Origin of the sequence: Nonomuraea sp. NPDC023979, from assembly GCF_040639085.1 — a bacterium.
Lineage (GTDB): Bacteria > Actinomycetota > Actinomycetes > Streptosporangiales > Streptosporangiaceae > Nonomuraea > Nonomuraea ceibae.
In genome coordinates, this window is the sequence record NZ_JBEZZG010000047.1 from 45,058 (window position 1) to 66,706 (window position 21,649).

Here is a 21,649-nt window from a genome sequence, read left to right on the forward strand (position 1 = left end):
AAGCGATGCGGAACTGGTTCAGCGTCAGCGGGAGTCATGACTCCATGCCGGTCAAGTCGAGAGCGGCCAGCCGGTCGGGGTCGGACAGGATGTCGATGCCGGCGATCTTGCCGTCGGTGATGGTGAAGCTCATGACGGAGATCAGCAGGCCGTCGATCGTGTTGATTAGGCCAGCCAGGCCGTTGACGAGCGCCGGGTGGGTGGCAGCACTGGTGGCCATGCGCTGGAAGGTAGCGAGCTGTCCGGCCACCGCCGCGGTGCCGCGGATGGCCTGCATGCCGTTGGTGAGCATCCCGCCGTCGGCGCGCAGCACTACGTCAGGGTCGAGGATGGACAGCAGCGCGTCGAAGTCGCCACCGCGCGCGGCGGTCAGCAACGCCTCCACCACGCGCCGCTGATCGGCCAAGTCCGGGTCGGGGCTCGGGGCGGCGCCGCGGACCCGTTGCCGGGCGCGGCTGGCGAGCTTCTTGGTGGTGGCCGGGGTGCGGTCCACGATAGGTGCGATCTGCTCGAACGGCAGACCGAACAGGTCGTGCAACACGAACGCCAACCGTTCGGCCGGGCTCAAGGACTCCAGCACAACCAGCAGCGCCAGCCCCACCGAGTCGGCCAGCAATACCTCTTGTTCCGAGTCGGGGGCATCCTCACTGCTGATGACCGGGTCCGGCAGCAGGTCCTCAAGCGACTCCTCCCGCCGGGTCTTACGGGTACGGAGCATGTCCAGGCAGACCCGGCCGACCACGGTGCTCAGCCAATCACCCAGATTGTCGATCTCGCCGGAGTCCGAACGGGCCAGCCGCAGCCACGCCTCCTGGACCGTGTCCTCGGCCTCGGTCAGCGAGCCGAGCATGCGGTAAGCGACCGCTCTCAGATGAGAGCGGTGTTCCTCGAACTGGACAGCCAGGAAGTCATGGGGCGTCACGGGCTCGTTTCCTCTCCTTCGCCGAACGTCACCCCGCTGACGCAGCGAACCACCGAAAGGTGACCGCTAACGCGCCGTGGATTACCGTCCGCCCGCTTTCAGTGCCGCGATGCGCGAGAACTGCCGGTAAGTGAAGAAGAGCGATCCGGCCAGCAGGACCACGCCCGGCAGTACGCCGCTGACGAACGGCACCCACTCCATGGCCCGGGTCCACACCATGACGAGGCCGGCCAGGCCCAGCACGGTCAGCGCAACCCCGGGGATCAGGATGCTGACCTCGCGCCAGACCGGCCACAGCGCGACGAAATGCACGCCGACGACGAGCGCCGTCCAGGCCACGCCCGACTGAGCCGGCCATCCCAGCAGACGGAGCACCTGGATGCCGCCGAACAAGGCGACCGCCTCAAGAACCACGATCACGACATATCTACGGCCGAACATCCGGCTGCGGGCCTCACCTCCGGTTTCGGCGATGTCCGCCCCGCCCTTGGTCCGGCGCATGGCGATGAACCACATGACAATGACGCCCGCGAGTCCCAGGCCTGCGAGCCAGCGGAGGATCACGCCGGCCATGGGTGTGAGTGGCGCGCCGGCGTTGACGGCCACGAAGACCATTCCGAAGACGGCGCCGACGAGCACCCCGTTCAATCGTTGCATGATCGGGGATCGTATCGGTGGTTCCATGGAACCTTGTCCACGCGACGATCTCCACCGGGTCCGACGTCGGGATCGTCCGGCGATCCGCCAGGGCCAGGAACGTCGGTGCCCTCTCTGTCATAACCCGTGCGTTATCAGCGCGTTCGCGAAGTTCGCGTTGATCCAGGCCGGTGCGTTCGACAAGGGTTGGTGCTGCCACGCCGGCGCCGGAGCCAATCCCCTCTGCGGAAGGAATCGATCATGCATGCACGGATGACCAACCCCGCCTACGTACTGCCCGACGGCATGAAGGGCATCGGAGCGATCTTCAAGGCGGTCGGTCAGGGCGGCATCTCCCATGAGCTGCAGGAGATCGTGGGCCTGCGCGCCAGCCAGATCAACGGCTGCGGCGCCTGCGTGCACGCCCATACCCAGGCCCTGGTCAAGGCCGGGGAAAGCATCGAGCGGATCTCCGCCGTGGCCGCCTGGCGGGAGGCGCCGTTCTTCACCGATGCCGAGCGGGCCGCGCTGGAGCTGACCGAGGCGGTCACCCGGCTGGCGGATCGCTCCGGCGAGGCGGTGGACGACGAGCTGTGGAGCCTGGTCGCCGGTCACTACGACGACAGCCAGATCTCCGCGCTGCTCCTGCTCATCGGCGTGACCAACCTGTTCAACCGGCTCAACGCCGCCATCAAGGAGCCCGCCGGCGCCACCTGGACGTGACCTGGACCAACGCCGCGGGCATGGCGGCGATGTACGCCGCGCACGACAGGTTGCGCGGCGAACTGACCCACCTGGCCCGCCTCACCGTCCGGGTCGGCCGGAACCCCCGCCGTGTCCTGCGCACCGCCGCGGGCTGGCGATTGTTCAAACACTCGCTGCGCGCGCACTTCGCCGCCGAGGACGAGGCGTTGTGGCCGCCGCTGCGGCACGCCCTGGCCCACCGGCCGGACAGCCTGGCCCTGCTGGAAGCGATCGAGGCCGAGCACGCCGCGATCCACCAGCTCATCGAGGTGATCGACGAGCAGGTGGCCGCTCACACCCGCGCCGACGCGGCCCCGGGCACACTCGGCGACCTGACGGACTCGCTGGTCACGGGTCTGACCGGGCACCTGGCGCATGAGGAGCATGCTGTGCTCCCGCTGATCCTGCGGACCATCACCCCACCCCAGTGGGCACATTTCACCCTTGTTCACGCCTGGCTGACCGCCGCCGACGCGGCCCAGGCCGGCCCCGACCGTTGGAGCACCACACCATGACCACCGTCGCGCTAATCACCGGCGCCACCAGAGGCATCGGCCACGCCACCGCCAAGCTCCTCGCCGAGAACGGCGTCGCCGCGATCCTCGGCGCCCGCGACACCGTACGAGGCAAGGAGGCAGCCGAGCCGCTCGGCCTGCCGTACGGGCGGATCGACGTCACCGACGCGGCCAGTGTCCGAGCGGCGGCCGCGTGGATCGAGCGGGAGTACGGCAAGCTCAGACATTCTGATCAACAACGCCGGCATCACCATCCCCGTCGGCCCGCCCAGCAACACCACGAGCGAGGAGGTCAGGCGGGTCTACGAGACCAACGTGTTCGGCGTGATCGAGGTCACCCGTGCGATGCTGCCGCTGCTACCCCGCTCATCGGCAGGCGGATCGTGAACGTCTCCAGCGAGCGTGGCTCACTCGCCCGCGCCCTGGACCCGGACATCCGCTGTGGCCGATGCTCAACCTGGCCTACACCTCCTCCAAGGCGGCCGTGAACATGATCACCGTCGCCTACGCCAAGGAGCTGTGGGACACCCCGATCAAGGTCAACGCCGTCGACCCGGGATGGGTCAGGACCGACATCAATCACGGCACGGGGATCAAGAGCCCGGAGGAGGGCGCCGCGCCGATCTTGGCCATGGTGCTGCTCGGACCCGACGGTCCCACCGCCGCCTTCGTCCAGGACGAGGGCCGTCTCCCCTGGTAGCCCGAAGGAGACAGCGCACGACCGCCCCTCGGCAGAAAGCGCTGCCTCTCAGGCCGAACAGCCAGGCAGTCATGGGCGTTGCTGATCCATCGCCCCAGAGAAGGACGACCGCGAAACGCGCGGTCACCTATCCCCGGCGCCACCCGTCATGCCGGGGACCAACATCTACAAGAGGTTGCCGACGATGACTAGCACAGAGGTTCATGGAACGGTGGCGGACGGCTTCGAGCAGGTGCGCGAGGCGTTCGCCGCGGTGGTGGCCGAGCAGGACGGCCAGGTGGGCGCGCAGCTCGCCGCCTACACGCACGGCCGGCAGGTGGTCGATCTGTGGGCCGGGGACGAGGTGAGCGGCGACACGCTGACCGGCATCTACTCCTCCACCAAGGGCGCCGCGACGCTGGTGACGGCGCTGCTGGCGCAGGAGGGGGTTCTCGATCTCGACGAGCCGGTGGCAAGGAACTGGCCAGAGTTCGCCGCCGCGGGCAAGGACCAGATCACGCTGCGGGACGTGCTCACCCACCGCTCCGGCGTCGTCGGCGTCGACGGCGGCCTGTCGGCGGCCGAGCTGGCCGACGACGCGTTGATCGCCCGCCGCCTGGCCGGGCAACGGCCGTACTGGCGGCCGGGCTCGGCCTACGGTTATGGCGGGTTCGTCTCGTTCGCGATGGTGAACGAGGTGATCCGGCGGGTCACCGGCCGGTCGCTGCAGCAGATCTACGACGAGCGCATCCGCGTCCCGTACAGGCTGGACCTCTACCTGGGGCTACCCGAGTCCGAAGAGGACCGGTTCCTGCCAATCCAGTGGTGGACGGCCACGCCTGAGCAGGAAGCCGCGTTCTGGACGAACCTGCCCGGCCCGCACAGCATCCTCGGCATCGGCTACGGGCTCAACAGCACGCCGCCGCTGGACCAGGTGGCTTTCGCCAACACCCGTGCCGTCCGCGCGAACGGCCCCGCCTCGGCCGGCGGCGTAGGCAGCGCGCGGGGTCTCGCTGGCCTGTACGCCGCCGCCGTCTGGGGAATCGACGGACAGGCTCCGTTCCTCAAGCCCGACACCGTCGCCGAGTTCGCCCAGCTGCACTCCACCGGTGCCGACCTGGTCCGCGGCGAGCAGGGCAACTACGCGCTCGGCTTCCAGGCCAAGGGCCTGCAGTACGGGTTCCTCAGCGCCAACGTGTTCGGCCACGACGGCTCGGCCGGCTCGGAAGCCTTCGCCGACCCCCGCGCCGGCATCGCCTTCGGCTACACGCGGCGGCGTTTCGGCTTCGCCTGGTCCTACCCCGAACACGACCGGCTCGCCGCCGCCGTCCATGACGCCGCCACCGCCTCCTGAAAGACCTTCCCATGACCTCGACCAACGCTCCCCGTCCCGGGCGAAGCGGCCTGGCCCTGCCGGTGATCGCGTTCGCGCAACTGCTGATGGTGATGGACGGCACCATCGTGACCGTGGGCCTGCCCGTCATCGGCGCCGGGCTCGGCATCGCCGAGACAGACCTGGACTGGGTCCTGACCTCCTACGCTCTGGCCTTCGGCGGCCTGCTGCTGGCCGGCGGGCGCGCCGGTGACCTGTTCGGCCGGCGCCGGATGCTGCGCGCCGGGCTGGTCGTCTTCCTGGCCGCCTCCCTGCTGGGCGGCCTGGCCGGCAACGGCGGCGTGCTGATCGCCGCCCGCGTCCTGCAGGGCGTCGGCGCCGCGATCGTCGCCCCGGCCGCGCTGTCCCTGCTCGCCGACACCTTCCCCGCCGGACCCGAACGCAACAAAGCGCTCGGCGTGTACGGCGCCATGGGCGGCCTCGGCTCGGTCGCCGGCCTGCTGCTGGGCGGCGCGCTCACCGAATACCTGGGCTGGCGATGGATCATGTTCGTCAACATCCCCATCGCCTTGCTCGTCCTGGCAGGCACCTTCGCCCTGGTGCCCGGCACCCGCGAGCGCGGCGGCCTCGACCTGCCCGGCGCGATCGCCGTGACCCTCGCCCTCGGCTCGCTCGTCTACGCGATCAACCGGGCCGGATCGCACGGCGTCGGCGACGGGCTCACCCTGGCCTTCGGCGCCGCCGCAGTCGGGCTGCTGGTCGCGTTCGCGTTCATCCAGCGCAAGGCGCGCAGCCCGATGCTGCCTCCGGGCGTCCTGGCCGATCGCGGCCGGCTCGGCGCCAACCTGGTCATGTTGCTCATGGGCGCTGGACAGCTGGCCACCTTCTACTTCCTCACCCTCTACATGCAGACCATCAAGCAGTACTCGCCTCTGATCACCGGGCTGGCGTACCTACCGTTCGCCATCGGCATCGGCCTCGGCTCCGGCCTCGTCGGCCCCAGGCTGCAGGCCCGCGCCGCCACCCGCACCGTCCTGACCATCGGCATGGTGGTGGCCGCCGCGGCGATGGGCTGGTTCAGCCTGCTCACCTCCGACCAGGACCCGCTGCTCGTGCTGCTGCCCGCCCAGCTCGCCGGCGGCGTCGGCCTGGGCATCGGCTTCGTCGCCGCGACCATCGGCGGCGTGCAGGGCGTCGCGGCGCGTGACTCGGGCATCGCCTCCGGCCTGGTCAACACCAGTCAGCAGATCGGCGGCGCCCTCGGCCTGGCCGTCCTGGCAGGCATCGCCGTCGCCGCCACCGCCGGCCAGCCGACAGGTACGCCCGAGCCCGACGCGCTCACCAGCGGATACACCGAGGGCATGCTCGGCGCGGGCGGCTTCTACCTGGCCGCCATCCTCACCGCCGTAATCCTCCTGCGCCCCCGCCTCGCCGACCGGAACAGCGAAGCCGTTCAGGCCATGCCTCATTAAGAGCCTCCGTCACCTTCGTCCTCTGCGATCCGTCAGAGCGGCGAGACACCGTTCAGAAAGGAACTCACCACCATGACCACCACCGAATCGCGCCTGCCCAACCCCGCCGCGCTCGTCCCCGAGCTGAAGGACATCGGCGGCGCCCTGTACAAGGCGACCGGAAACGGCGCCGTCCCGCAGGCCACCATCAGCCTGGCCCAGCTTCGCGCCGGCCAGCTCGCCGGCAGCACGTACCTGACGGTCCTGCACACCGGCAACCTCCGCAAGGCCGGCGCCACCGAGGAGACCATCACCGCCGTCGCCTCCTGGCGGGACGCGCCCTACTTCACCGACGCCGAGCGCGTCGCGCTAGAACTGGTCGAAGCCGTCCTGACACCGAACCCGGCGGGCGAGCGCGTCCCCGACGAGCTGTACGCCCGCGCCTCCGAGCAGTACGACGACAAGGCGCTCGCCACCCTCATCATGGCCATCGGCCAGGTCTGCTTCTTCCTCCCCCTGGCCCTCATCGGCAAGCCGCTGCCCGGCGTGTCCCCGGCCGAGCAGTGGAGGAACTGACCCCCTCCAGGCCCTCGCTCAGGGGTGAGGCACCCGCGCCTCACCCTGAGCACCGACTTCCGTAAGGAGAGCGAACCATGCAAGCACGCATGACCAACCCCGCCTACCTGGTGCCGGACGCTGGACAGGCAATCCAGGCCCTCTTCCAGGCCATGGGACACGACATGGAACAGGGCATCATCGCGCCGGCCACGCTGATGCTGGTCGCCATGCGGGGCAGTCAGATCAACGGCGGCAGCGCCTGCCTGTACGGGGATGCCGCCGAGGCGAGGAAGGCCGGAGTCACCGACGACCAGCTGATCACAGTGGCGGCATGGCGACAGTCACCGTTCTTCACCGATGCCGAACGCGCGGCCCTGGCCTTGGCCGAAGCAGCCACCCGGATGAACGACCGGTCGGCCGACGCCATCCCCGACGCGGTCTGGGACGAGCTCGTCAAGCACTACGACGAGCGGCAGCGCGCGACCCTGATCCTCTGGATGGCCACCAGCAACTTCTTCAACACCGTCAACAACATCATCCAGGACCCCGCCGGTACCGCCTGGAGCTAGCCGATTCCCACCCAGGGCGGAACGTTCCAAACGGGCTTCTCCGCCCTGGCCCGGTCTTCCGAACCGGAAGTCACGAAAGAAGATCCTCATGAGATTCCGAGCATCCCTGATCGCTCTCCTTGCCACGCTGCCACTGGCCGCCGCTCCGCCGCCCGCAGCAGCAGCAGACGGTGGCAGGTGGGGCGGCGGGTGGGCGACGGCCGTCCAGCAGCCCACCGCCACCCCTTGGTTCCCCAACTGGTCGCAGCAGGGCTTCGAGGACCACTCCGTCCGCCAGGTGATCAGAACCTCGGTATCCGGCACCCACCTGCGCATCCGGCTGTCCAACGCCTACGGCACCACCCCGCTCCGGCTGACCGGAGCCACCATCGCCAAGACCGCGACCGGCGCGGGGGTGCGGCCGGGCACGACCCGGCCACTGACCTTCGGCCACACCGCCTCGGTGACCGTGCCCGCCGGCGGGCAGGCGGCCAGCGACGCCGTCCGGCTCCCGGTCCGTGCCCTGGAGCAGCTCACGGTGACGCTGTACTTCCGGGAGGCCACCGGCCCGGCCACCTTCCACAGCATCGCCATGGCCACCTCCTACCGCGCCACGGGCAACCGCCTGCGCGACACAGCGAGCACCGCCTACACCGAGACCAGCCTGTCGCGCTACTACCTGTCCGGGCTCGACGTGTCCGGCAGGAAGAACACGGTCGTCACCTTCGGTGACTCCATCACCGACGGGTACGGCGCCACCAACGACGCCGACGACCGCTACCCCGACCGGCTCGCCGAACGCCTGGCCGGCTCCGGCACTGCGGTGCTGAACGCCGGCATCGGCGGCAACCGGGTGCTCAACGACTCGGCCTGCTTCGGGGAGAAGGCCGTCGCCCGCTTCCAGCGCGACGCGCTCGCCCAGCCCGGCGTGCGCACCGTGATCGTCCTGGAGGGCATCAACGACATCCTCTTCCCGCAGGACACCTCCGCCTGCGCCACGCCGAACCCCCGGGTCAGCGCGAAAGAACTGATCGACGGCCACCGCACCCTGATCCGCCTCGCCAGATCGCGCGGCGTGCGCATCATCGGCGGAACTCTCCCTCCGTTCAAGGGATCGGCCCTCTACAGCGAGTACGGCGAGAGCGTGCGCCAGGCCGTCAACCAGTGGATCCGCACCGGCGGCGAGTACGACGCCGTCGCCGACTTCGACCGCGCCCTGGCCGACCCCGACCCCCACCACGCCGGTGAACTGCTGCCCGCCTACGACAGCGGCGACCGCCTCCACCCGAGCCCGGCCGGCTACCAGGCCATGGCCGACGCCGTCGACCTGTCCACCTTGATCAGGTGATGACGATGCCGGCACTGACCTGCGCAGCACCGTAACGGGCGGCTCCCATCACCGCACTCCTGCCCCTTCTTGAGAACACCTCTGTATGGAGCACCTGAATGAACATGAACCGACGCAAGCTGATCACGCTTAGTGCCGCACTCGCCGCGGCGGGCGGCCTGACCGCCGATCCGGGGCCGGCCTCTGCCACCGCCTGGCCGAAGCCTCCCGGCGATGCCGCACTGGCCGCCTCGCTGCCCGGTGGTTTCCGCAGCGCCTACGCCCACGTGAACGGGATCCGGCTGCACTACGTGACGGGTGGCGCGGGCGAACCGCTCGTCCTGCTGCCCGGCTGGCCCGCCACCTGGTGGAGCTACCACAAGGTCATGCCGGCACTCGCCCGCCGCTACCGCGTGATCGCCGTCGACATCCGGGGCATGGGCGCCTCCGGCAAACCCGCGGGCGGCTACGACAAGAAGACGATGGCCCGCGACGTCTACGAACTGGTACGCACGCTCGGCCACGACCGGGTCAACATCGCCGGGCACGACATCGGGGCGATGGTCGCCTTCAGCTTCGCGGCCAACCACCCGGACGCGACCCGCAAACTCGCCCTGCTGGACGTGCTGCACCCCGACGAGAGCCTCTACCAGATTCCGATGCTGCAGCGGCCGGGCGGCGACACGCACATGTGGTGGTGGGCGTTCAACCAGGTCCAGGGCCTGCCGGAACAGCTGCTCGCCGACCGTTCGCGGTTCCTGATCGACTGGCACTACGGCATCGGACTCGTCGACCAGAACTCGGTCACCGACCGCGACAGGGCCGTCTACGCGCGCGTCTACGACAAGGCTGAGGCCATCCGGGCGGGCAACGGCTGGTACCAGGCCTGCCACCAGGACATCCAGGACATGAAGACCTACACCAAGGTGACCGCCCCCGTTCTCGGCCTGGTCGCCCCGGACACCCGCCCCTGGTTCGAGGGCACACTGCCGCAGGTGGCCACGGACGTGCGCGGCATCGTCACCGTGGACAAGGCGCTGCACTGGCTGTGCGAGGAAGACCCCGAACTCGTGTCCCGTTCACTGACCCACTTCTTCGCCTGACGGCCCTGGCCCCTTCTGCGTGGTACCAGCACGCCGGCGCCGCAGTGACAGTAGGCCCGGTCAGGCCGTAGCGGGCCACAGGCACGCTCGCCGCCCTGGTCGCTCAGTGGTCGACCGCCGCCCCCGCGCCCGCCGCACGGCGGGCCGCCGGATCGGCACCGAGCTCGATGCCCGGCTGGCCGGGCTGCGCCGCCTGGACGACAAGATCAGCTCCATGGGAGTGTATGACGCGGCCATGAGGACCTCCTGGGGGTTGTGGGCCTTCCCGCCCGCTGGCGCCGTGGTGGATGCTGGTGGGCGGGCTCACTCCTCACGGTCACCCCGCAGCGGCGCCGGTGGAATAGCTGCGGCGTTGCCTTCACGACTGGCGAGGCTGAAGATGGGGATCATGCGTGGGACTTCGGTGAGCTCCCGGCGGGCGGCGCTCATAGCTTCGGCTTGGTCGTTTGGCTGTTCGCCCCAGGTGTGATGCCAGTAGCCGTGCTCAACGTCCAAGAGGACCGCATCCACTGGCCCGTTGAGCCTATGCCGCAGTTCTTCGGGGTCACCATGGCGCCAGCCGGGCAAGGGTGTTGCGCTCTGGAACACTCCGGGCTCGTGCGGAGGGAAGCCGGTTTCGGCATGGCTGGTCAAGCGCCTGCCCAGCCGCTGCGCCGGCATCTCCACCCATCGCCAGGTCAGCGCGCACAGCCCGAGCAGCACCGCGTATACCGCCGCCAGCAGCGTCAGGCGTACTGCCACTGGTACGGTCGGCGGGTTTGGCAGAAAGTACTCCACGCCCTCCAGCAGCAGCGGGTGCAACAGATAGATCGAGTAGGAAACCAGGCCCAGCCAGGTCAGCCACGACGGCATCGTGCGGTGGCGCAGCGTCATTCCGGCGGCAAACGTCAGCCAGGCCGCTGCGATCGCCAGCTGCACTCCCAACTCGGCGCGCGCGAGCCACAACCCCGCCAGCGGTACCAGCGCCACCCAGGCGATGTGCCGATGACCGAATTGGCCTGTCTCGACCCGATATAGAGCGGTGCCGGCGAACATGGTCGCCAAGATGAACAGCCCCTGCCACGGTCCGGGGTAGCTCTGGTTGACCGCCAGCAGCAGGAGGGTCGTGCCCGCGATGGTCACGGCGCCTACCTGCTGTACCCACCTGCCGCCGCGCAGTACCGCGGCCAGCCCGGCAGCCAGCACGGCGGTCACGACGACCACGACCGTGAGCATGCGGCCCGCCCCGCCGGCCGACAGGAGTGTCACCGGCAGCAGCCCTGCGCCCAGCACAGCGGCCGCCGCGAACGCGAGCGCGGCTGCGGTGCTGCGCCGGTGCACACCTAGGGTGAACATCGCTGTCAGCAGCAGGTAGAAGGCCATCTCGTAGGACAGGGTCCACAGCACATTGGCCAGGTTCGGTACGTACATCAGGTTCTGCAGCATGCTGGCGTGCGCCAGGGCCAGTGCCACCGGCCGGCTGCCCCACCAGGTGTGCAAGCTGTCCCAGCCGACCGCCGCCAGCAGCAGCATGCCAGCCACGCACACGGTGAACAGGGGCCACAGCCGGAAGAACCGTGAGATCCAAAAGGCCCGCACGCTGCCCCGGCGCTCCAGCGACGCTGGCACGATGTAGCCGCTGACCACGAAGAACACCAATACGCCGTACCAGCCGGGATCGAAGACAGCCTTGATCGGCAGCCGCGCCTCTGGCCACAGCGGCGTGAGCGCATGCTCGAAAACCACCACCATCGCAGCCAGTCCACGCAGCGCGTCTAACCAGGCCAGACGGCCGGAATGCGGCGGAGCCGAGTCGATGGCAGTGAGGGGAACAGAAACCATCCGGACATCGTAGTAAGAAACATCACTTGCAACCCTGGCGTGCGGGGACTGACCTGCCCCGTCTCGTGACGCGGCTGGCCATGCTGGAGGGCGTGGTCAGCGAGCATGACTGGAGGAGACAGCGTCCTGAGCTGGTGGCACCTGTCTTCAGGTGTGCTTGGCTGTGCAAGGCTTGCGCTCGAATTACTCGATCACGTTCTCGATCATGTTGCGGCAGGCGCTCACCGCCCGCTGTCCGCTGATCAGCTGGGCTGGGTGAGCGGGACGCCCTCCAACTCCAGGGGGCGACTCATGTCGAGCTCGAAGCGCCCGTACAGGTTCTTATTTGGAACCCGAACAGAGCCGTCAGCCCGCGCCGGTCGGCCGGCATCAGCCGGTTTCGCCAGACCAGGTCGCGCAGCACGATCTGGATCAGGTGCGTGTTGAGGTAGGCGATGAGGTACGCAACGCCAGCGCGGAAACTTCAACGTTCTCGCGGTCGTCGCCGGTCAGGTCGCCAGCCTTGCAGTTAACAGGGAGAGCAGGTCCTTCTAGTCTAGCCCCACCTGACGGCGCACATCAGTCGGTTCGGGCTTATGTCACCGATGTGCTGCGGCTGCGTCCCGATGACTTCGACCCTGACCTGCCCGAGATCGACTTCACCACCCTGGCCGAGGCGGTGTAGCACTCCGTCTGGATCCCGTCCGCACCAGGATGGCGTCCAGATTGTCGGCGAACGAAAACCAGGCGTTGGCATGGCGGGTCGTAGGTATGTCTTGTGGCAGATGTGGCGGGAGATCGGCGTGCCTAGTCTCTGAGGTCATCTGCGGCGCTCGCCGCACCATCCTGTTGGAGGTTTCGATGACCTGGCCACGATCGGTCTTGCTTGCCTTGCCCCTCATGATGGCGGTGGGAGTGTACGCTCCAGCCGCATCCGCCTCGTCCAATGGGGCGCCGGCGCCGCCCCTGACCTGGTCCGCCTGCGAAGGGAAGATCTCGGCCGAGCTGCAGTGCGCCACGTTGACCGTACCCGTCGACTGGTCGAAGCCCGGCGGGAAGACGATCACCCTCACCGTGAGCAGGGCGCCGGCGACCGGTGCGGCCGCGGGCACGGTCTTGTTCAGCCCTGGAGGTCCCGGTGGCGCCGGCGTTCAGGCGTTGTCCCGGGCGCTGCCCCACTTCGCCGGTCTGCGTACCCGGATGGACGTCGTCACCTGGAACCCGCGTGGTGGAGTGAGCGGTGAGCACATCCCGCTGGAGTCTTGCGCGGCCGGTCCCGTGGTCGCCACTCCGGACAGCCGGAAGGAGTACGACCAGGCGCTCAGGGCGAACGCCGCCGGGATCGCTCCCTGCCGGGACGCCGTGCCCGAGTTGTTCGCCAACCTGGACTCTGCCGCCCAGGCTCGTGACATGGACGCCATCCGCGCCGCCCTGGGCGAAGAGAAGATCTCCTTCTTCGGAAACTCCTACGGCGGCGTGCTCGGGGCCTCCTACGCGCGACTGTTCCCGCAGCGGCTTCGCGCGATGGCGGTGGACAGCGTACCCGACCACGTGGACCCCCTCGCGACGTCGGAACGGCTGCAATACCAGGGCTTGGAGGCAGCGTTCAAGCGGTTCGTCCGTTGGTGCGCCGGCTCCTCCGACTGTGTGCTGCGCGGGACCGGCGTGGAGAAGACCTGGCAGGCCGTCGTGCGGCGGGCAGAGCGTCGTCCCCTGCCCGGTGCCGCGGCCGCTGGTGAGCGCCGATACGACGGTGACGACCTGAAGTTCCTGGCGTACGGCCTGGTCGACAGCACGGTGAAGTGGCCCGCGCTGGCCAAGGCCATCGCGGGCGCCGCCAAGGGCGACGCGTCCGGTTTCGACCCGCAAGGCCGCGGCATGCCGCCGCGGGTGACCGCTATGCTCGCGGTGAACTGCGCCGACGGATTCCGCTACGACGGCTACCACGCCTACCGTGCGGCGGTGCGACGCTCGGTCAAGGTGTCGCCGAACTTCTCCGGCCTGCGGGAGAACGCCGGGATCGCCTGCTCGCCGTGGGCGGCCAAGGCCGCCAACCCGCCGGCGCCGCTGCCGGCCCGCAAGCTCCCGCCGCTGCTCGGCGTCGGCCCGGTCTACGAGTACCCCTCTGTCCGCGCCATCACCGATCAGGTCCCCGGCTCGGTCACGGTCAAGTACGACGGCGTCGGCCACGGCCGGTACCTGAACGCCGGCGATCCCTGTGTGATCGGCCACGTGGACCGGTACCTGATCGACGGCAAGGTGCCCGCATCCGGCACCACGTGCCCCGCCTGGCCGGCGTGATACTGGTCGCGTGAGACGACCAGCGGCTTTCCGCCCTCTTTTGACCGGCGTCTGGCGACGTATGCCGCTCATGGGCCGCGACGCCCTGCTCGCCTGCGCCGTGGCGATCATCGCGCTGACAGTGTCGGCCCTGGACGAATGGTGGCGCGATCAGCCCGCCGGGATTACCGATGTGGGCGCGGCGGCGGCGTGGGCGGCGCCGATTCTGGCCGCCTGCGCGCCGCTGGCGCTGCGCAGGCGGCTACCGCTGACGGCAGTAGTCGCGTCCGCGATGGTGATGCTCGCGCTCGGCCTCGCGCTGGAGCGCGACGCCGGGATCTGGGTCCTGGGCCTGATCGTCGCCTCGGCGGCCTACCACCGCCACCGGCTGCGCTCGGCACTCCTGATCGGCTCGGTCGCCTGGGCGGTGGCGGCCGGCCTCGGGGGCATGTCCGTGCCGGACCTCGCTACCGTGTCCGTCCATGCGGCAGCCGGCGCGGCGCCGGTCGCCGTCGGGTACGCGCTGCGACTGCGGGCCGACCGCGCCGTGCAGGCCGCGCGGCTACAGCGTGCCCGGGAGGAGCAGGCACGCTCACAGGAGGCCGCGCGGATCGCCCGGGAGGTTCATGACGTCGTCGGGCATCACCTCAGCGCGATCAGGCTGCAGGCAGTCGGTGCCCGGCGGGCGCTGGCCGGTCATGACTGCGAGGCCGACCGCGCGCTGGCCGGGATCGCCGGTCTGTCGGCCGAGGCGCTGGCCGAGATTCGGGCACTGCTGGCGACCTTGGTGCGATCGGACCGCGAGGACCACGCGTACAGCGGAGGCCTCGCCGACTTGCCCGCGCTGGCGGAACGCAGTGGCGGGCCGGAGTTGGCCGTCGCCCTGGAGGTCGACCCTCGCCTTGACAGCACCAGCCACCCTGAGACGGCGGCCTGCGCCTACCGGATCGTGCAGGAGGCGTTGACCAATGTGGCACGGCACTCCACGGCCGCGCTGGCCTCGGTCACGGTCCGTGCGGTGAGCAACCGGGTCGTCGTCACCATCGACGACCCAGGCCCGCCCCGGCCGTCGGCCGGCGGCGAAGCTGCCGACGACGGTGTTCTGAGCGGTGGGCATCCCGGTGGGCCCACTGGTGCGCGGGGCCTGGCGGGCATGCGCGAGCGTGTGGCGGCGCTCGGAGGGCACTGCCACATCGGCCCGCACGGCAGGGCGGGCTGGCGGGTGCGCGTCAGCCTGCCCATACTCCCTCCGCATGCGCGTGACGGGCACAGATCGGCGGTGATGGCCGACGGCGCGGAACCCGGCCCTTCCACGATGTCCTCTGTGTACGGTCATCCGGCCCGGCGGGTGGTCCCGTGATCCGACTGCTGATCGCCGACGACCAGCATCTCGCCCGCGAGGGCCTGCGGCAGTTGCTCAGCCATGAGCCCGACATCGCCTTCCTCGGTGCCGCGCGTGACGGGGCCGAGCTGATCAGCATGGCGCGCGAGCACCAGCCGGACGTGATCCTCACTGACCTGCGGATGCCGGGCACGGACGGGATCACGGCGATCCGGCGGCTGACGGCGCGGGCGCCGGATAGGCCGATCATCGCGCTGACCACGTTCGACACCGACGAATACCTCTTCGGGGCACTCGAAGCGGGCGCGGTGGGCTTCCTGCTCAAGGACGGCGACCCCGACCTCTATCTGGCGGCGGTACGCGCGGCTCACCGCGGTCAGGGACTGATCGACCCGCAGGTCACCCGCAGGCTCGTGCGCCGCTTCGCCACCCCACCGGTGCGAGGCCACGCTGTGGAGCTGACGGTTCGGGAAACGGAGGTCCTCCGCCTGGTCGCGCTGGGCCGGTCCAACGCGGAGATCGCCGGGGAACTGCGCATCGCCGCCGGCACGGTCAAGATCCACGTGTCGCGTGTCCTGTCCAAGATCGGCGTTCGCACGCGTGTCCAAGCAGCGATCCATGCCTACCGCTCAGGATTGGTGTCCTCTGATGAGGAGAAGTGACAAGCCCGATCAGCGCTGTCGCCGGGTCTCTGCTGCCGCCCCGCCGGGTGTCCAACCCACGCCCGTAGCATCCAGAGGCTCGTTCGGCGGGGCGGAACGATATGGAACGTCAACATAGGGAGCGATGTGATGAGTCGAAGGCGCACGGCATGGCGGTGGCTGCTGGCCATAGTGGCAGGATTGGCCGTGGCCGTGGTGGCCGGTGTCGTGGTGGCCTTTCCGTCGGTCGCCGCCACGACCTGTCCCGGCTGCTATGGCATGAAACAGGTCAGGCCCGGCCTGTATCTGGAGCCCGGGCTGCCGCCGACGCGAGAGCGGCAGGTGGCCGAGGTGATCGATGCGGCCAACCGCCGGGTGGCGGACTTCTACGGCGGACGCGCGATCAGGGCGATCTGGCGGACCAACTCGGCGACGACGCTGGGGGCCGACTCCACCAGCTGCTTCCCGTCCCGCCACGAGAACCGCGGCGCCCGGCCGATACCGGTACGGCGGACCATCGTCGCCAGGTTGTAGTAGGTCGGTGCGGGTTCTCCGTCAGCAGCAGGTAGACCCGTTCGGTGTCACCGCCGTAGCCGACCAGGCCGGTGCACGGCTTGAATGGTCCAGACACAACAGTGGTCGATCCTGTACGTCGGTAGGGGTATCCGGCATCTACGCCTGGCCGATGATGACACGGCAAGGTGCGCAGAGGATGGTCGCGGCCAGGACTGCAGACACGGGGGCGTCATGGACATGATCAGCACCGCCAGCATCCCGCACAACGAGCGGCTGGCCTTCTGGCGCGAGGTGAGCTCGACGACCTGGGTGCCCTACGAGCTGCGCTGCGATCCACTCCTGGCGAGCCGCTTCCAGGCGCGGATCGACATCAGCGAGTTCGGCCCGGTGAAGGCGACGCTCATGACCGCGACGCCGCTCTCGGTCCAGCGCACCCCTACGCTCATCCGCCGGGCCGACCCGAACTGGTCAAGCTGACCGGCCCCGTACGCGGCCGCGCCATGCCTCGCTGCTGCGGTTTCACCGAGCTGCGCCCGCACTCCCATCAGCTGGCCGGTGATGAGACGTTCCCACACCGCTCGCCTACATAGTCAGCAAGAATTATGACTGTGGCAGTACGCACGCCGTGCCCGAGAAGTCGCCCTATTAAGCCGTGTCGGTGATCTTGGTTGTTCCCTCGATCGCGCTCCTGCCGGGGGCGCGATCGAGGGGACGGCAAGACCCCAGCCTCAGGCTTGTCGGTGCTGATGCTCTTCTCCGGTACCAGTACCTGTCAGACGGCGAGCTTGTGCTCGTCTCGTGCGCTGATCCTCAGCGAGCTGGCGCAGGATCTGCCGCCCCAGCGGAGTCGCCAGCTGCGCCCGGAATTGCTGGGCGGTTGTCGACCGCTGCGCGGTGCCGGCCACGCGTGCCGGCATCCACCAGCGCGTATGCCTGGACCATGGTGAGCAGGGCGTGACCGTCGAGGACCGTGCACCCGTGCGGGCACTTCAGCCCTTCGGTTGCGCTGAAGATGCGGCACACCGCGGGTCTGGCCAGGTAGGCCGAGCGGCCCTGTTCGGTGAGGGCCGGACCCCCATCAGCTTGGCGGCCTCCAGCCCTTTCGCCTCGACAAAATGGACGGAGCCGTTGAAGGTCACCTCGGCGAATCCGGCGCCCCCACTGAAAGTCGCCCTGTCAAACCGGGCATTACCGGTCAAGGCCGCCCTGGCGAACACGGCTGCGCTGGTAAAGGCCGCCTCGACGAACGCAGCAAGGCCAGTAAGGGTCGCCCAGCTGAACCGGGCGGGCCGGTGAACGTCGCGCACGCCGAGCACCTCTCCCATCTTCTCAACGCCTTGTTCGAGGTGGCACGCGCGTACGGCGTGACCGTCGACGTACAGGTGGTGCCGGCAGAGGCGGAGGGCAAGGCTTCGACCTTCCCGCCGGTGCCCGAGACCTGAACCGGGGCTCAGGAGCGAGGACAGCTGGAGCCTGCGTCTCGCTCACGAGTCGTATCTCTCGATGATCACCGCCGTGTTCGTCACGTGACGTCGCTGCGCTTTGTCCATCAACATGCAGCCGTGGCGTAATCCGGCGCTGCCGGTCCAGGAGCGGGGGGATGCACTCCTGGACGCGATGACCCTTGAGGAGAAGCTGGCCCAGTTGGGGGGTGTTCACGAATGGGGCTGGCCTGGGGCGCAATAAGGGATGAGAAGATCGCTTCCCGAGATCGAGGTGATCGTTTCCCAGCCGAGGGCGTCCACCGGTTGGACCTCCAGCCTCCACGATGACGCCACGCTGAACGTCGCAGAGCCCCGCCGGTCACATCAGTTGTCGGGCACAATCGTGCTGGGCAGCCTCGGGCTTGCGTCCGTCCAGCCGGATGTGGTCACAGCGGTCCACGAGGTCAGCGTTCCCGTACGGTCGAAGGATCGTTCTTGCACGGCCAGCAGCTGGCCTGAGGACTCCTCGATGATGATCTGCCTTGTCCCGTCGAGTTCGATGCCAGTTCCGACCCGGCCTAGGGGATCAGCGGTGGTCCCGATGTTCTTGACGCTTGAAAGACTCGCGAGCATGCGGTAGAGCGCGGCGCGTAGTTGAGGAGTCGTCGGCAGTTGGGAGAGCAGGCTGGTGGCCTGGGTGTACAGAAACTCCTCATTGGCCGGGTAGCCACCTTGCCGGGCCCATTTTTCGAGGACTTCCTTGAGCCGCACCGGATCCGCCGGCAAGGCCATGACTTGTTTTGTCGTGACGTGTACGGGTCCGACCTGGGGATAGGAAACTTCGGGATTGTGCTGGTCGTCGAGTCGGAGGGCGAACGGCGGTGGCGGCACCACGCCGCCGATGCTGGGAACGCCGGGCCCCTCGCAGGCGCCGAGCCTGTACGCACCCTGTTGGCGCCAGATCGCCTCATCGGCCTGGGCAAGCGGTTTGCCTGACTGAGCGGTGACCAGGAGCCAGCTCGGCTCCCGCTCCGACTTGCCCAACCAGACTTCATGAGCGCATGTCACCTGATAGCGGACCGTCTTGGGTGTCATGCCGATGGGTCCGCGTCCGTCCCCTCCCGTTGCCATGCTCTGGCCGACGCTGTGCCAGTAGCGGCCGGTCGCCGCGCTGGTGGTCTCGATCCGGTCCGCGGCGGCAAGAAGGAAGGAACGGGCGGATACGGGATGAGATGTTGAGGACCCAGTGCCCGTGCTCCGTACCAGTGCAACTGTCGCGACCGTGACGACCATGGCGACGGCGGCGATGCGAATGGCGGTCATGATGGTCGATCTCGGCCGTGACGGCCTACCAGCTGGTCTTGGCTGTGGCTCGTCGCCGGCCTTGCTCAGCAGGTCGGCGGCGGAAAGGCGGGATCCGCGATCCAACGAGGCCGGACGAGCCATGGCGAGTAGTCGCATCGCGTCGGGCTTGCGGCTCATCGAAGTTTCCTTCCGGGGATGATCACGGGCTTTGGAGACGGGGCGGTACCTGCGGTGTCGATCGCCGATTGCAGCCGACGGCGTGCGCGATGCAGCCGGACGAAGAAGGTGGCCTTCGTACAGCCCAGCACCTCGGCCGCTTCCGCGGCAGACAAGCCGTGCCACGTGGTGAGAGTCAAAATCTCTTTGTCGTCATCGGAAAGGGTGGCGAGCGCGCGGAGAATGGTGAGTCGTTCGGTGGCGTGTTCGCCCACGTCGGTGACGGCCTTCTCCATCCACGTTCGCAGGTCGGCCTCCAAAGATGCACGACGCGCGCCCTGCCGGAAGTTGTCACGCAGGATGTTCCGGGCGACGCGGAAGAGCCATGGCAACTGCGCATGGTCGGGGATGTCGTCGAGTCGTCGCCAGGCGACGAGGAAGGTCTCGCTGACCGCTTCCTCGGCGAGTTGATGTCCGGCTCGACTCACCGCATAGCCGTACACCCGCGCTTGGTAGGTGTTGTAGAGCGTGGTGAAGCGCTCGTGGGGATTGGGCAAGCCGGTTCCTTCGGTCGGGGAGGCACGTTGTCCATGGAGTATGTGGTCCGGACGAAGGCTTTCTTACATCTCAATTTCGCCTATTCTGCGAGCCGGGTGGTTCGATGCGGCCCGCGGAGGTGCACGACGCCTGCCGGGAGCAGCAGATCGCGCTCACCCGCACCGGACTTCGACCGTTCCACCATTGACGATGCGTGGCCTGAAGGATCTTTAAGCCCTGTAGTGTCCCGCGCGAGAAGATCTTCTCCGAGAAGATCTCGACCCGGATCAAGGTGCGCCCGCAATTCGAGGCCGCGCTCGCGCTGGCCCGGCAGATCAAGGCGCACGCCCCGCACTGCCGGGTCATCGTGACGGTGTATGAGATGAAACGGCTGGGCCGCGACGCCGCCGAGCTCACCGCCCTGGCCGACCACCTGACCGCGCACGGCCTGGTCCTGGAGATGCTCGCCGGACCGCTGGCCGGCATCTACGATCCGGCCGGGCCGGATGCTGTTCGCGTTCTTCGCCGCGATGGCCGAGACCGAACGCGAAGCCATCCGCGAGTCCACTCTGGAAGGACTCGATGCGGCAGCCCGCAAGGGCAACCACGGCGGCCGGCCCCCGGTCATCACCGACGACATGCTGCACACCGTGCTGCGCCGCAAGGCCGCCGGCGAACGTGTCGAAGACATCCGCAAGAATCTGATCATCGGCACCGGGAAACGCAAGGGCGAGAACCCATCCCTGGCCAGCATCTACCGGGCCCTCGCCGAGCACGAGAAGACACAGGCCTACCCCGAAGCCGTCGAGCAGGCACACGCCGACTTCGCCCTCCTGCAAGGCGACGACCTCCCACGGCCCCGCCCGGCCCGTATCCGACGCCCGGGCCAGGCGCTGACGGCGGAGGAGGCCGAACTTCGTCACCGCCTGCAGAACCAGCCTCACCCGGACGCGGAGCTGCGATAGCGCACACGATCAGGTCCCGCGCTGTCAGCTGATCAAAGCACGCAAGAGTCGCTCGCGCTGCTGCTCGTTCAGCGCGCCAACACGTTGTTTCTCCGCCACCCCGCAGATGGCCATCAACGCCGCGACCCGGGCCGGCCCATATCCGGGAACGGCCCGCAGGACCTGAACCAGCGCGTTGTATCGATCCCGTAGGCGTTCGACGAGCCACACGAGCGCGCTGAAGGCGGCCAGCACCACCAGGATCGCCGCGCCCAGGCCGGTGTCGGCAGCCGTCTCCATGCCCGCCCACACCAGCAGTGTGGACAGTGCCGCCCATGTCCGAATCTGTGAGCGTAGCCCCCAGCACAGAACGGTGATCCCCGGCGTGATGGCTTGACGAGCCAACCAGGTCACCCGGGAGTGGAAACTGGCGTAGATGATCTCCACGACGAACCGGATTACCTCGGTCCGGGTGGCGGTCATAGCCAATTCCTGCAGATGGGTGCGCCATTCCTCGTCGCTCTCAGGCTCCGCTGCGACGACGGAGGCCCAGCGAACGAGCCGTCCGGCTGCGGGCGGCGGTGGATCAGGTTCAGGCTCAGAGATGGAGAATTGGACGTCCATGGAGTCCCTGAGGTACCGCTCTATCAGGCCCGGGTTAGCGAGGATGAAGAACTCAAGCGCAGGCGGCAGATCGTGGAGCTCGTACTCCCCAGGTGGAAACGATGTCGGCCTTCCTATCGGGCCGGTGCCCGGGATGATGGCCGTCAATGTCTTGGGTGGCCTGAGCCAGTGAGCCATTTCCATCCTGAAGCGCCAGGTCACAAGCATGTTGCAGGCTCTCGATCTTGACCTACAAGCAGAGAAGCCCCTGGTAGATGCGTTGTC

General features: G+C 68.7%; 24 protein-coding genes and 2 pseudogenes. 20 read left to right on the plus strand and 6 right to left on the minus strand.

Features of this window, described 5'->3' with window-relative positions; genetic code table 11:
- Positions 1-34: 34 nt before the first annotated feature.
- Together AB0G11_RS44950 and AB0G11_RS44955 are read right to left on the minus strand one after the other, a co-directional pair.
- Positions 35-922: a sigma-70 family RNA polymerase sigma factor gene (locus tag AB0G11_RS44950; RefSeq protein WP_357593085.1), complete on the minus strand. Its 888-nt coding sequence runs from the start codon at positions 920-922 to the stop codon at positions 35-37.
- Between the two features lie 81 nt (positions 923-1,003).
- On the minus strand, positions 1,004-1,579 hold the full coding sequence (locus AB0G11_RS44955) for a hypothetical protein (RefSeq protein ID WP_357593087.1): 576 nt from the start codon (positions 1,577-1,579) through the stop codon (positions 1,004-1,006).
- Between the two features lie 240 nt (positions 1,580-1,819).
- On the opposite strand from AB0G11_RS44955, the gene AB0G11_RS44960 reads away from it, so the two are divergent.
- The 11 genes and pseudogenes from AB0G11_RS44960 to AB0G11_RS45010 all read left to right on the plus strand — a co-directional run bounded on the left by AB0G11_RS44960 (position 1,820) and on the right by AB0G11_RS45010 (position 9,816).
- Positions 1,820-2,281 carry a carboxymuconolactone decarboxylase family protein gene (locus AB0G11_RS44960; protein WP_357593089.1) on the plus strand — a complete coding sequence of 154 codons (462 nt, stop codon included), beginning with the start codon at positions 1,820-1,822 and terminating at the stop codon, positions 2,279-2,281.
- Complete coding sequence (locus AB0G11_RS44965) at positions 2,278-2,817, plus strand: hemerythrin domain-containing protein (RefSeq protein ID WP_357593091.1); 540 nt, start codon at positions 2,278-2,280, stop codon at positions 2,815-2,817. Before AB0G11_RS44960 ends, AB0G11_RS44965 begins: the two co-directional genes overlap by 4 nt.
- Positions 2,814-2,978 (plus strand): annotated as a pseudogene (locus AB0G11_RS44970) (SDR family NAD(P)-dependent oxidoreductase); the annotation flags it as partial. The gene AB0G11_RS44965 and the pseudogene AB0G11_RS44970, both read left to right, overlap by 4 nt.
- A 13-nt stretch (positions 2,979-2,991) precedes the next feature.
- Positions 2,992-3,204, plus strand: coding sequence for an SDR family NAD(P)-dependent oxidoreductase (locus AB0G11_RS44975; protein ID WP_357593093.1), 213 nt, complete (start codon positions 2,992-2,994; stop codon positions 3,202-3,204).
- 61 nt (positions 3,205-3,265) lie between these two features.
- A complete protein-coding gene (locus AB0G11_RS44980) occupies positions 3,266-3,517 on the plus strand; it encodes an SDR family NAD(P)-dependent oxidoreductase (RefSeq protein WP_357593095.1) in 252 nt (83 codons plus the stop codon).
- 184 nt (positions 3,518-3,701) lie between these two features.
- Positions 3,702-4,850, plus strand: coding sequence for a serine hydrolase domain-containing protein (locus AB0G11_RS44985; RefSeq protein WP_357593097.1), 1,149 nt, complete (start codon positions 3,702-3,704; stop codon positions 4,848-4,850).
- Between the two features lie 11 nt (positions 4,851-4,861).
- The gene (locus AB0G11_RS44990) at positions 4,862-6,301 is read left to right on the plus strand and encodes an MFS transporter (protein WP_357593099.1); all 1,440 of its coding nucleotides are present in this window, start codon (positions 4,862-4,864) and stop codon (positions 6,299-6,301) included.
- Positions 6,302-6,373: 72 nt separating this feature from the next.
- Entirely contained in the window at positions 6,374-6,856 is a 483-nt protein-coding gene (locus AB0G11_RS44995) for a carboxymuconolactone decarboxylase family protein (protein WP_357593101.1), read from the plus strand.
- A gap of 77 nt (positions 6,857-6,933) precedes the next feature.
- Positions 6,934-7,407: a carboxymuconolactone decarboxylase family protein gene (locus tag AB0G11_RS45000; RefSeq protein WP_357593103.1), complete on the plus strand. Its 474-nt coding sequence runs from the start codon at positions 6,934-6,936 to the stop codon at positions 7,405-7,407.
- Positions 7,408-7,495: 88 nt separating this feature from the next.
- Entirely contained in the window at positions 7,496-8,734 is a 1,239-nt protein-coding gene (locus AB0G11_RS45005) for an SGNH/GDSL hydrolase family protein (RefSeq protein WP_357593105.1), read from the plus strand.
- A 98-nt stretch (positions 8,735-8,832) separates the two neighbouring features.
- Positions 8,833-9,816 carry an alpha/beta hydrolase gene (locus tag AB0G11_RS45010; RefSeq protein ID WP_357593107.1) on the plus strand — a complete coding sequence of 328 codons (984 nt, stop codon included), beginning with the start codon at positions 8,833-8,835 and terminating at the stop codon, positions 9,814-9,816.
- 303 nt (positions 9,817-10,119) lie between these two features.
- Here the strand turns inward: AB0G11_RS45010 and AB0G11_RS45015 are convergent, their stop codons facing one another.
- Entirely contained in the window at positions 10,120-11,637 is a 1,518-nt protein-coding gene (locus tag AB0G11_RS45015) for an acyltransferase (protein WP_357593109.1), read from the minus strand.
- A gap of 325 nt (positions 11,638-11,962) precedes the next feature.
- Between AB0G11_RS45015 and AB0G11_RS45020 the strand changes: the two genes are divergently transcribed.
- The 7 genes from AB0G11_RS45020 to AB0G11_RS45050 all read left to right on the plus strand — a co-directional run bounded on the left by AB0G11_RS45020 (position 11,963) and on the right by AB0G11_RS45050 (position 17,837).
- Positions 11,963-12,301 (plus strand): hypothetical protein, encoded by a 339-nt coding sequence (locus tag AB0G11_RS45020; protein ID WP_357593111.1) that lies wholly within the window; start codon positions 11,963-11,965, stop codon positions 12,299-12,301.
- A 335-nt stretch (positions 12,302-12,636) separates the two neighbouring features.
- Entirely contained in the window at positions 12,637-13,917 is a 1,281-nt protein-coding gene (locus tag AB0G11_RS45025; protein ID WP_357593113.1) for an alpha/beta fold hydrolase, read from the plus strand.
- A 70-nt stretch (positions 13,918-13,987) separates the two neighbouring features.
- Positions 13,988-15,256, plus strand: coding sequence for a histidine kinase (locus AB0G11_RS45030; protein WP_357593115.1), 1,269 nt, complete (start codon positions 13,988-13,990; stop codon positions 15,254-15,256).
- The gene (locus AB0G11_RS45035; RefSeq protein WP_357593117.1) at positions 15,253-15,900 is read left to right on the plus strand and encodes a response regulator transcription factor; all 648 of its coding nucleotides are present in this window, start codon (positions 15,253-15,255) and stop codon (positions 15,898-15,900) included. The genes AB0G11_RS45030 and AB0G11_RS45035 overlap by 4 nt, the downstream gene beginning before the upstream one ends.
- Before the next feature lie 129 nt (positions 15,901-16,029).
- A complete protein-coding gene (locus AB0G11_RS45040; RefSeq protein WP_357593119.1) occupies positions 16,030-16,413 on the plus strand; it encodes a hypothetical protein in 384 nt (127 codons plus the stop codon).
- A 213-nt stretch (positions 16,414-16,626) separates the two neighbouring features.
- Positions 16,627-16,872: a hypothetical protein gene (locus tag AB0G11_RS45045; RefSeq protein WP_357593121.1), complete on the plus strand. Its 246-nt coding sequence runs from the start codon at positions 16,627-16,629 to the stop codon at positions 16,870-16,872.
- A 638-nt stretch (positions 16,873-17,510) separates the two neighbouring features.
- Complete coding sequence (locus tag AB0G11_RS45050; protein WP_357593123.1) at positions 17,511-17,837, plus strand: hypothetical protein; 327 nt, start codon at positions 17,511-17,513, stop codon at positions 17,835-17,837.
- 366 nt (positions 17,838-18,203) lie between these two features.
- On the opposite strand, the gene AB0G11_RS45055 is transcribed toward AB0G11_RS45050, so the two are convergent.
- Together AB0G11_RS45055 and AB0G11_RS45060 are read right to left on the minus strand one after the other, a co-directional pair.
- Entirely contained in the window at positions 18,204-19,301 is a 1,098-nt protein-coding gene (locus AB0G11_RS45055; protein ID WP_357593125.1) for a CU044_5270 family protein, read from the minus strand.
- Positions 19,298-19,837, minus strand: a complete 540-nt coding sequence (locus tag AB0G11_RS45060) for an RNA polymerase sigma factor (RefSeq protein WP_357593126.1) — start codon at positions 19,835-19,837, stop codon at positions 19,298-19,300. Before AB0G11_RS45060 ends, AB0G11_RS45055 begins: the two co-directional genes overlap by 4 nt.
- A 272-nt stretch (positions 19,838-20,109) precedes the next feature.
- Here AB0G11_RS45060 and AB0G11_RS45065 point away from each other — a divergent pair.
- Both AB0G11_RS45065 and AB0G11_RS45070 read left to right on the plus strand, forming a co-directional pair.
- Positions 20,110-20,226: pseudogene (locus tag AB0G11_RS45065) on the plus strand (recombinase family protein); the annotation flags it as partial.
- Positions 20,227-20,323: 97 nt separating this feature from the next.
- The gene (locus AB0G11_RS45070; protein ID WP_357593128.1) at positions 20,324-20,782 is read left to right on the plus strand and encodes a hypothetical protein; all 459 of its coding nucleotides are present in this window, start codon (positions 20,324-20,326) and stop codon (positions 20,780-20,782) included.
- Between the two features lie 24 nt (positions 20,783-20,806).
- On the opposite strand, the gene AB0G11_RS45075 is transcribed toward AB0G11_RS45070, so the two are convergent.
- Entirely contained in the window at positions 20,807-21,592 is a 786-nt protein-coding gene (locus tag AB0G11_RS45075; RefSeq protein ID WP_357593130.1) for a hypothetical protein, read from the minus strand.
- Positions 21,593-21,649: the final 57 nt, after the last annotated feature.